Source organism: Streptomyces sp. NPDC058534 (assembly GCF_042717365.1).
In the GTDB taxonomy this organism is placed as follows: domain Bacteria; phylum Actinomycetota; class Actinomycetes; order Streptomycetales; family Streptomycetaceae; genus Streptomyces.
The window spans coordinates 94,254-104,827 of sequence record NZ_JBHXNW010000009.1 but is presented as its reverse complement, the minus strand read 5'-3'; the positions used below and the strand labels follow the sequence as shown (position 1 = coordinate 104,827).

General features: G+C 71.2%; 8 protein-coding genes. All 8 read left to right on the top strand.

Features of this window, described 5'->3' with window-relative positions; all coding sequences use genetic code 11:
- On the top strand, positions 1-3,550 hold a 3,550-nt coding region (locus ACFWR9_RS07680), incomplete at its 5' end, for a nitrate- and nitrite sensing domain-containing protein (RefSeq protein WP_383837084.1).
- A 9-nt stretch (positions 3,551-3,559) separates the two neighbouring features.
- Entirely contained in the window at positions 3,560-3,973 is a 414-nt protein-coding gene (locus ACFWR9_RS07675; protein ID WP_030667329.1) for a roadblock/LC7 domain-containing protein, read from the top strand.
- Between the two features lie 111 nt (positions 3,974-4,084).
- The gene (locus tag ACFWR9_RS07670; protein ID WP_003973454.1) at positions 4,085-4,483 is read left to right on the top strand and encodes a DUF742 domain-containing protein; all 399 of its coding nucleotides are present in this window, start codon (positions 4,085-4,087) and stop codon (positions 4,481-4,483) included.
- Positions 4,464-5,039 (top strand): ATP/GTP-binding protein, encoded by a 576-nt coding sequence (locus ACFWR9_RS07665; RefSeq protein WP_383837080.1) that lies wholly within the window; start codon positions 4,464-4,466, stop codon positions 5,037-5,039. Before ACFWR9_RS07670 ends, ACFWR9_RS07665 begins: the two co-directional genes overlap by 20 nt.
- Before the next feature lie 412 nt (positions 5,040-5,451).
- Positions 5,452-8,751, top strand: a complete 3,300-nt coding sequence (locus tag ACFWR9_RS07660) for a nitrate- and nitrite sensing domain-containing protein (protein WP_383837077.1) — start codon at positions 5,452-5,454, stop codon at positions 8,749-8,751.
- 10 nt (positions 8,752-8,761) lie between these two features.
- The gene (locus tag ACFWR9_RS07655; protein WP_030948713.1) at positions 8,762-9,175 is read left to right on the top strand and encodes a roadblock/LC7 domain-containing protein; all 414 of its coding nucleotides are present in this window, start codon (positions 8,762-8,764) and stop codon (positions 9,173-9,175) included.
- 94 nt (positions 9,176-9,269) lie between these two features.
- Entirely contained in the window at positions 9,270-9,842 is a 573-nt protein-coding gene (locus ACFWR9_RS07650; protein WP_383837074.1) for a DUF742 domain-containing protein, read from the top strand.
- The gene (locus tag ACFWR9_RS07645; RefSeq protein WP_009314218.1) at positions 9,823-10,404 is read left to right on the top strand and encodes an ATP/GTP-binding protein; all 582 of its coding nucleotides are present in this window, start codon (positions 9,823-9,825) and stop codon (positions 10,402-10,404) included. Before ACFWR9_RS07650 ends, ACFWR9_RS07645 begins: the two co-directional genes overlap by 20 nt.
- The last annotated feature ends 170 nt before the right edge of the window (positions 10,405-10,574 follow it).

The window sequence follows — 10,574 nt, the reverse complement described above, 5'->3', positions numbered from 1 at the left end:
CCCCGCCCGCCACCCCCACCACACCACGCCGCGCCCCCCCTACAGCCCCCCCCCGCCCCCCGCGCGGCGGCCGCCGCCCCCCCCCCCGCCCCCCCACCAGTCCGCCGGCCCCCTGGCCCACGGCTCGGCGTCCAGCGCCATCGCCGTCAAGGGCGACCGCGAGAAGACCGACCGGGCCCTGAAGAACTTCCTCGACAACTCCGAGGAGATCGACGCCGCCAGCAAGGACGGCAACCTCGTCGGCGTCCGTGACAGCCTCGTCGGCCTCGCGAGCGACCTGAACGACCTGAACAAGATCCGCGGCACGGCGTACAAGGCCAAGCAGAACTCGACCCAGACCGTCGAGGCCTACCACCGCCTGATCACCCACCTGCTCGACCTCTCGCAGGACATGGCGGAGGCGACCAGCAACCCCGACATGATTCAGCGCACGCGCGCCCTGTCGGCCTTCTCCTCGGCCAAGGAGTACGCGTCCATCCAGCGCGCGGTCCTGGCGGCGGCGCTGCCCGCGAACAACACCAGCAAGGGCAAACTCTCCGAGAACGACCGGCTGTACGCGCAGTCCGCGCTGGCGAGCCAGACGTCCGAGGTGCGCAGCTTCACCAGCATCTACGGCGACGGCGCCGAGGAACTCCTCAAGCCGATCTCCGAGGGCAACCCGGTGATCGAGGCGTCCGACCAGTACGCCGGCCGCGCCCTCAGCAGGTCCGACGGCCTCGGGGGGCTGAAGCCCCGGTCGTACCAGGACTGGCTGGACGACAGCTCCACCAAGATCCAGCAGATGAAGAACATCGAGCTGAAGCTGCTGGAGGACATGGAGCAGCAGGCCCGCGAGCTGCGCAACGAGTCCGAGCGCGAGGCCATCATCTCCGGTGTGCTGATCCTGCTCGTGCTCGGCGTCTCGCTGGTCGGCGCCTTCGTCGTGGCGCGGTCCATGATCCGCTCGCTGCGCCGCCTGGAGGACACCGCGACCAAGGTCGCCCAGGACCGCCTGCCCGAGCTGGTCAAGCAGCTCTCCGAGACCGACCCGCAGGACGTCGACACCTCGGTGGAGTCGGTCGGTGTGCACTCCCGGGACGAGATCGGCCGCGTGGCCGCGGCCTTCGACGACGTGCACCGCGAGGCGGTCCGCCTCGCCGCCGAGCAGGCCCTGCTGCGGGGCAACGTCAACGCGATGTTCACCAACCTCTCGCGCCGCTCCCAGGGCCTGATCCAGCGCCAGCTGTCGCTGATCTCCGAACTGGAGTCCCGCGAGGCCGACCCGGACCAGCTGTCCTCACTGTTCAAGCTCGACCACCTCGCGACGCGCATGCGCCGTAACGGTGAGAACCTCCTCGTCCTCGCCGGTGAGGAGCCCGGCCGCCGCTGGACCCGGCCGGTCCCGCTGGTCGACGTGCTCCGTGCCGCCGCCTCCGAGGTGGAGCAGTACGAGCGCATCGAGCTGTCCTCCGTGCCGACCACCGAGGTCGCAGGACGCGTGGTCAACGACCTCGTGCACCTGCTCGCCGAGCTGCTGGAGAACGCGACCTCGTTCTCCTCCCCGCAGACCAAGGTCAAGGTCACCGGTCACGCGCTGCCCGACGGGCGGGTGCTGATCGAGATCCACGACACCGGTATCGGCCTCTCCCCCGAGGACCTCGCGGCGATCAACGAGCGGCTCGCCTCGCCGCCCACCGTGGATGTCTCCGTCTCCCGCCGCATGGGTCTGTTCGTGGTCGGCCGCCTCTCGCAGCGCCACGGCATCCGCATCCAGCTGCGGCCGTCCGACTCCGGTGGTACGACCGCGCTGGTCATGCTGCCCGTCGACGTCGCCCAGGGCGGTCGCAAGCCGCAGCCGAAGCCGGGGCAGTCCGCCCAGGGCAACGGCGGTCCGGCGGCCGCGCAGGCCGCCGCGGGTGTCGCCGCGGCCCGCCGCGGCGGCCAGGGCGGCGCCCTCGCCGGCGGTGCCTTCGGCGGCGGCGCGCTCGGTGGTGGCAGTGGTGGCGGTGCTCCGGGCGGCCGGCTGAGTGCCGGTCAGGGTCCGCGGGCCGCACTCCCCGGACGGGACACGGACGGTCGCCCGGGTGCGCCCGGCGGTCCGCGCGGGCCCCAGTCCCCGGCCGGTCCCGGCCAGCAGAACCGCCCGGCCCCGACCGGCGCGGGAGCCGGTGCCGGTCATGCGCCCGGTGCTCCGCAGGGTCTGCAGGCCGCGGGCATGAACGCGCCGCGGGGCAACGCCCCGCAGGGCCAGGACGTCTTCGGCGACCGCGGTCCCGCCGCGCCCCCGCAGCGGGGCAAGCGCGGGAACAACGGCGACGCCGGACAGGGCCGTCGTCCGCAGCTGCCGCCGCGCGGTGGTCCGCGGGCCGAGCTGCCCGGCGGCAACCCTCAGCCCCGCACGCCCAGCTGGAGCGACGAGAACGCGCAGCCGCCCGTGGAGCGCGCCTCGCTGGACGCCCCGCGCGGCCACGAGGAACCGGACACCTCCCGCAGCCGCCGCACGCCGGACTTCGACGACCGGCAGGGCCCGGGCTCCACGGCGGAGATGCCGGCCGTGCCGCGGTTCGGCGAGCCCCAGTCCCCCGCCGCCACGGCCGAGTTCGCCCGCCCCGACTTCGACGCCCCGGCCCCTCGCCAGGACGCCCCGCAGAACACGGGCCAGTTCACGCGGCCGGACCAGAGCCGGCCGGAGCAGAACCAGAACCAGTACGACCAGAACCAGTACGACCAGGGCGGGTACGCCCAGAACCAGTACGGCCGGGACCAGTACGGGCAGGGCGGCGGCACGGACACCCCGCAGAACGACCAGTTCGCGCGGCCCGAGCAGGCCGGTCCGCAGCAGGGCAACGGGGCCTTCGTCCGCTCGGACGTCTTCGGCGGCCAGCCCCGTCAGACGGGCCCGAACGGTCCCGCCCAGGCCGACCGGTTCGCCGGCGCCCAGGGCTACGACAACGGCTCCACCGGGCAGCACGGCCTGCCGAGCCGCCCGAACCCGGCCGCCCCCGGCCCGTTCGAGCGCCCGCAGGCGGGCGGCGCGCAGGGCGGCAACGACTTCGGCGCACCGCGCCCGCCGGCCCCGCAGCGGCCCCAGGACGGCTGGGCCCTGCCCCCGGCCTCCGGTCCCGGTGACGGGCGTACGCCGCTGTACGACACGCTGGAGACCAACTGGTTCCACGGCGACCGCGAGGCGAGGGCGCAGCATCAGGCCCAGCCCGCCGCCCCGGAGCCGCAGGCCGCCCAGCCCCAGACCCCGGCGGCCCCACAGCGGCCCGCCACCTCTGCCTGGCGCAGTTCGCCGAACGACGACCTCGTCCGGCAGGCTGAACGCGTACGGCAGCCGGCGGCGGGCGGGGTCACCACCTCCGGCCTCCCGCGCCGGGTCCCCCGGGCCAACCTCGTCCCGGGGACGGCCCAGCAGCAGTCGCACCAGAACGGTCCGCAGATCTCGCGCGCGCCCGACGACGTGCGCGGCCGGCTGACCAATCTCCGTCGGGGAATCGCACAGGGCCGTCAGGCCGGTACCAACCAGACCGGCAGCTACCCGCGGCCCACTCACCAGCAGGAGCGTTAGTTGAGCCCGATGAGCCAGGCGGCACAGAACCTCAACTGGTTGATCACGAATTTCGTGGACAACACCCCAGGGGTGTCCCACACCGTCGTCGTGTCAGCCGACGGACTCCTTCTGGCGATGTCGGAAGGGTTCCCTCGCGACCGCGCCGACCAGCTCGCGGCCGTCGCCTCGGGGCTGACCTCGCTGACCGCCGGGGCGTCCCGGATCTTCGAGGGCGGCGACGTGGCTCAGACGGTGGTGGAGATGGAACGCGGGTTCCTCTTCCTCATGTCCGTCTCGGACGGCTCGTCCCTGGCCGTCCTCGCCCACCCGGACTGCGACATCGGCCTCGTCGGCTACGAGATGGCGCTCCTGGTCGACCGCGCGGGCGCGGTCCTCACACCGGACCTGCGCGCTGAACTACAAGGAAGTCTGCTCCACTGATCCGCCCCGGCACCACCCGTGTTACCAAATCACCGTCCGGCCGCCACAATCCCCCCACCGGCCTCGTCAGACGGCTTGACTGACCGACTTGCTGTCCCGCCCGGAGGATTCATGACCCCGCCCACCGCCTCTCATGATCCGTACGCGGAGCCGTACGAGGACGAGGGCGACCAGCCGCTGGTACGTCCGTACGCGATGACCGGTGGCCGGACCAGGCCGCGCTACCAGCTCGCCATCGAGGCGCTGATCAGCACGACGGCCGACCCGGCAGCGCTCATGGGGCTGCTCCCGGAGCACCAGCGGATCTGCCATTTGTGCCGCGAGGTGAAATCGGTGGCCGAGGTGTCGGCCCTGCTGGCGATGCCGCTCGGCGTGGCCAGGATCCTGGTCGCCGACCTCGCGGAGGCCGGGCTCGTCGCCATCCACCAGCCCGGCGGGGACGAGAACAACGGCGGTGCACCGGACGTGACACTGCTCGAAAGGGTGCTCAGTGGACTTCGAAAGCTCTGACGGAGGCCGGGCGACCACCTCCGCGAAGATCGTGGTCGCCGGCGGCTTCGGCGTCGGCAAGACCACGTTCGTGGGCGCCGTCTCCGAGATCAACCCCCTGCGCACCGAGGCCGTGATGACCTCTGCCAGCGCCGGGATCGACGACCTCACACACGCCGGTGGCAAGACGACCACCACGGTCGCGATGGACTTCGGCCGCATCACGCTCGACCAGGACCTGATCCTGTACCTCTTCGGTACGCCGGGCCAGGACCGGTTCTGGTTCATGTGGGACGACCTGGTGCGCGGCGCCATCGGCGCGGTCGTGCTCTGCGACACCCGCCGGCTGGCCGACTGCTTCCCGGCCGTCGACTACTTCGAGAACAGCGGTCTGCCGTTCGTCGTCGCGCTGAACGGGTTCGACGGACAGCAGCCGTACAACCCGGACGAGGTGCGCGAGGCGCTCCAGATCGGCCCGGACACCCCGATCATCACGACGGACGCCCGGCACCGCGCCGACGCCAAGTCGGCCCTGATCACGCTGGTGGAACACGCGCTGATGGCCCGCCTGCGGTAGGGCTGGGCAGGTCTGCGGGTGGTCGCAGCCAAGTCGGCAGGGTCCTACGGCACTTGTCGTAGACAGGACGGAGCCGACTGTGTCCTTTGACACGGTCGGCTCCGCTGTTCATAACGTTTCGGCAGAGGAATCGGGTGGTGCCGACACGCGACGCGGTCAACCGCTCTCGCTGCGCGCACGAAGGCCCCGTCTTTTGACGGGCCTCGCTCTTTATGACCGTTTTACGCGGGGCTTACATCACGTGTAACCCCCGCGTTCCACTGTTTGGAAGAGCGCTGGTCGCCGTGCTGGAATGCCGGAACTGCCCAATGGTCGAAGACGTACTCAGCAGTAGCGCGTACTCGATGACGGACTGGGTTCTGAGACACAGCGGCACGACGTAGGTGCCGACCGCCGAGAGGTTGTTGGTCGAGTGAGGCGAAGCAAGAACAGTCCCGAGCCATCGGCCCGGGGCAACTTCACCCCGCCGCCGCGCACAGCGGCGCCCGCCCCCGCGTCTGCTGCGGAACCCCAGGACGAGCCCGCGGCCGCCAGTGGCCGTTTCTCGCCGCGCAACTGGCGAGTGACCACCCGGCTGAACGCGATCCTGCTCATACCCGTGCTGGTCGGCCTGGTCATGGGCGGCTTCCAGGTGAAGAGCTCCATCGACACCTGGGGGGACGCAGAGGACGCCGAGAGCACGGCGCGCCTGGTCCAGGCCTCCCTCGGCTACGCCAACGCCCTCTACAACGAGCGCGACATCACGGCCGCTCCGCTGCTGCAGGGCAAGGGCGAGAAGGACGCCACAGTCACCGAGGCCCGTCAGGTGACCGACGAGGCGGCCGACAGCTTCGACGAGGCGGCCCAGGGCATGCCGGGCAAGGCGGGCCTGGAGCGCCGGCTGAAGGTGTTCCGCGAGCAGGAGCCCAAGCTCCAGACGCTGCGTGCGGCCGCCTACACCTCCAAGCTCAAGGGTGTGGAGACCGAGGAGGGCTACACCGGGATCGCCCACCCCCTGATGGAGTTCGCCAACGAACTCGGTCTGGGCACCGGCAACATCACCTCCTACGGCCGTACCGTCTACGCGATCTCCCTGACCAAGGCGGCACTCTCCCTGGAGCGCTCGATCGGCATGCACATGCTGGTCAAGCCCGGTCCGGAGCCCAGCCACCTCGCCAGCCAGCGGGTCGCCCTCTCCTCGTACGCCTACCTGGAGCGCATCGCGATCGAGGAGTACATCGGCGGCGGTACCGAGGAGGACGCGCAGAAGCTCGAGGACGCCGAGGCGAAGCTCAAGGAGGACGGCGCGGCCATGGCCAAGGAGGCCAGGGCCCAGGACCCGGACTACGTGCCGCCGCCGTCCAACCCGACCACGATGATCTCGGAGCTGGCCCAGCTGGACTCCACGGACACCGGTGCGCGGGCGGAGCTGGCCCAGCAGGGCATCACGCCGGAGAACTGGTGGGCGGTCAACACCCTCAAGTTCGACGCGTACCAGAAGATCGAGTCGGATCTGGCCGACAAGGCGGTCTCCGAGGCGTCCACGATCGCCGACGACGCCGAGCGGGACGCCTACATCACGGGTGCCGCGGTCGTGATCGCGCTGCTCGCCGCGTTCATCCTGGCCGGCATGGTGGCCCGCCAGATGAGCCGCTCCATGCGCCAGCTGCGCAACGCCGCCTTCGGCATCGCCGAGCAGCGTCTGCCGATGCTGGTCGACCAGCTCTCCCGCACCGACCCCGGCCGGGTCGACACCCGGGTCCAGCCGATCCCGATCACCTCGACCGACGAGATCGGCGAAGTCGCCCGCGCCTTCGACCAGGTCCACCGCGAGGCGGTGAGGCTCGCCTCCGAGCAGGCCCTGCTGCGGGGCAACATCAACGCGATCTTCACCAACCTGTCGCGCCGCAACCAGTCGCTGATCGAGGGCCAGCTGAGCCTGATCACCGACCTGGAGAACAACGAGGCCGACCCCGACCAGCTGGAGAACCTCTTCCGGCTGGACCACCTCGCCACCCGTATGCGCCGCAACGGCGAGAACCTCCTGGTCCTCGCCGGCGAGGAGCCCGGCCGCCGCTGGGACCAGCCGGTCCCGCTGGTCGACGTGCTGCGCGCCGCCTCCTCCGAGGTGGAGCAGTACGAGCGCATCGAGCTGTCCGGCGTGCCGGAGGCCGAGATCCACGGCCGGGCCGTGACCGACCTCGTGCACCTGCTCGCCGAGCTCCTTGAGAACGCGACCACGTTCTCCTCCCCGCAGACCAAGGTCCGGGTCACCGCGACCCGGCTGCCGGACGGCCGGGTGATGGTCGAGATCCACGACAAGGGAATCGGCCTGACCGCCGAGGACTTCGCGGACATCAACCACAAGCTGGCCAACCCGCCGACCGTGGACGCCGCGATCTCGCAGCGCATGGGCCTGTTCGTGGTCGGGCGGCTGTCCGACCGGCACGGCATCCGGGTGCAGCTGCGCCCCTCCGGCGAGCAGGCGGGCACCACCTCGCTGGTCATGCTCCCGGACGCCATCACCCACGGTGGCGGCGGCGACCAGCAGCGCACCGAGTTCACCGTCTCGCAGATCATCCCGGAGCAGAACTTCCAGGGCGGCGAGAACTTCGGTCAGGTCGGTCAGCCCATGCGCACCGCCGCCGAACTGGGCTTCGACGACAGCCGGTACGCCGAGGTCCCCGACGACATACGGGAGCTCGACCCGGTCGGCCGCTCGCTGATGCGCGAGGAGCGCAGGGCGGCCCTGGAGGCCCATTCGCACCCCGAGCTGCCCGGCCCGGCGAACCCCGACGGCGCCGGAAACGGCGGGACGCCCGGGTTCCAGGACCAGTTCACCGGTCAGCAGTCCCAGCAGTCCCAGCAGCCGGGCTACGACGCCGGCCGCGAGGGCTACGCGGACCAGCAGGGCGGCGGCTACGACCAGCAGTCGGCCTACACCGACCAGCAGCAGGCGTACCAGGAGCCGCAGCAGGCTTCGTACGACGAGCGGTACTACGCGCCGAACGGCGGCCTGCCGCAGGGCGAGGGCTACCCGCAGGGCGGCGGCTACGGCGACCCGTCGTCCTACGCCGAGCAGGGCCACGGCGGGCAGCAGCAGACCGGGGCCGGCGCCCGGGACGCGTACGCGCCCTTCGAACAGCGGCGCCACCAGGACGACTGGCCCCAGCAGGACGGCTACCGGGGCGGCTATCCGGAGCAGTACTCCACGGGTGCCCCCGAGGCGCAATCCGTGCAGGCCGCTGACGTGAACGAGCCGGACCGCGTAGGCTTCGAACGTCCGGGCCCGGCCCCCTCCGCCGCCCACGAGATGACCAACGCCGGTCTTCCCCGCCGCGGATCCACCGCGGGCGACGCGAGCGACGCGGGGCACGTGGGCCACGAGCCGCCGGCCGCCGCCGCTCAGGGGGCGAACGGCCGGGACAACTGGCGGTCGGCCAACGACGACCGATGGCAGCAGGCTTCCTCGCTGCGCAAGCCCAAGGCGGGCGGGGTGACCTCATCGGGCCTGCCGCGGCGGGTACCCAAGGCCAACCTGGTCGAGGGCGCCGCCGAAACCACTCCCCAGGGAGGCCCTCAGGTCTCCCGCGCTCCGGAGGACGTCCGGGGCAGGCTGAGCAACCTGCGGCGCGGTGTCGAGCGAGGCCGCAACGCAGGCAGTGAAACGAACGGCCAGGACACAAGGAATGAACACCGTGGTCCTGACAGCACCTACAACCAGGAGCGTTAGTGTGAGCCCGATGAGCCAGGCGGCGCAGAACCTCAACTGGTTGATCACCAACTTCGTGGACAACACCCCGGGGGTGTCCCACACGGTGGTGGTCTCCGCCGACGGACTCCTTCTGGCGATGTCCGAGGGGTTCCCGCGCGACCGTGCCGACCAGCTCGCGGCCGTCGCCTCCGGTCTGACCTCGCTGACCGCCGGTGCCTCGCGCATCTTCGAGGGCGGCAGCGTGAACCAGACGGTTGTGGAGATGGAGCGGGGATTCCTGTTCCTCATGTCCATTTCCGACGGCTCGTCCCTCGCCGTTCTTGCACACCCCGAGGCGGACATCGGCCTCATTGGGTACGAGATGGCCCTTCTGGTGGACCGTGCGGGCACGGTTCTGACGCCCGATCTGCGGGCGGAACTCCAAGGCAGCCTTCTCAACTAAAGGACAGACGGTGCGTTTTGGCGTCCCGTGGCCGTAAAGTTTCGGGACGCGGCTCCACAGCGATGGATGCCAGGCACAGTCGGAGGAGGAAAAAGTGGCAACACCCCCAGGCGGTCCGTCTTCGGGCAACTGGTCGTACGGCCCTGGTCAGGGCCAGAACGACGGCTCGGCGAACGGGTACGGCTACCCCTCCGTGCCGAGTCACCGGCAGCCGTACGCTCCGCAGGGCCCCGGCCCTGCGCCGTACGGCCAGCCGCACGCTCCGCGCATCCAGCCCGTGCAGCCGCAGCGCCGCACCCCTGAGCCGGCGCCCGCGGGGGCGTCGAACAACCCCCTGGTGCGCCCGTACGCCATGACGGGCGGCCGCACCAGGCCGCGCTACCAGCTCGCCATCGAGGCACTGGTGCACACCACCGCGCAGCCGCACCAGATGCAGGGCCAGTTGCCCGAGCATCAGCGGATCTGCAACCTCTGCCGGGAGATCAAGTCGGTGGCCGAGATCTCGGCCCTCCTGACGATCCCTCTCGGCGTGGCCAGGATCCTCGTCGCCGACTTGGCGGAGGCGGGACTGGTCGCCATCCATCAGCCCGGCGGCGACGAGAACGCCGGCGGCCAGCCAGACGTGACACTGCTCGAAAGGGTGCTCAGTGGACTTCGCAAGCTCTAGCGGCGGTCCTTCCCGCTCCACCACTTCCGCGAAGATCGTGGTGGCGGGCGGCTTCGGCGTGGGCAAGACCACGTTCGTCGGCGCTGTCTCGGAGATCAACCCGCTGCGCACCGAGGCCGTCATGACATCCGCTTCGGCGGGCATCGACGACCTCACCCACACGGGGGACAAGACGACCACGACGGTCGCGATGGACTTCGGCCGTATCACGCTCGACCAGGACCTGATCCTGTACCTCTTCGGTACGCCGGGCCAGGACCGGTTCTGGTTCATGTGGGACGACCTGGTGCGCGGCGCCATCGGCGCGATCGTGCTGGTCGACACGAGGCGGCTCGCCGACTGCTTCCCCGCCGTCGACTACTTCGAGAACTCGGGGCTGCCGTTCGTCATCGCGCTGAACGGGTTCGACGGGCAGCAGCCGTACAACCCGGACGAGGTCCGGGAGGCGCTCCAGATCGGGCCGGACACGCCGATCATCACGACGGATGCGCGGCATCGGGCCGACGCGAAGTCTGCGCTCATCACTCTCGTGGAGCACGCGCTGATGGCCCGTCTGCGGTAGGGCTCCGCCGAGCCTGCGCCGGGTTGCGCGACGCCCCCTGCGGCCACTGGGCTGCCGGGGGCTGTTTCGTTGCCGGGTGCGGGTGCGTCGTGGCTGGTCGCGCCCACGCGGCGGAGCCGCATATAGACACAGCCCCGCGCCCCTGAGATGCGAGAAGGGCCCCTCCTGGC

Coding starts and splice junctions, on each gene's coding strand:
- ACFWR9_RS07675 (WP_030667329.1), top strand. CDS start 3,560: ATGAGCCAGGCGGCACAGAACCTCAACTGGTTGATCACGAATTTCGTG.
- ACFWR9_RS07670 (WP_003973454.1), top strand. CDS start 4,085: ATGACCCCGCCCACCGCCTCTCATGATCCGTACGCGGAGCCGTACGAG.
- ACFWR9_RS07655 (WP_030948713.1), top strand. CDS start 8,762: ATGAGCCAGGCGGCGCAGAACCTCAACTGGTTGATCACCAACTTCGTG.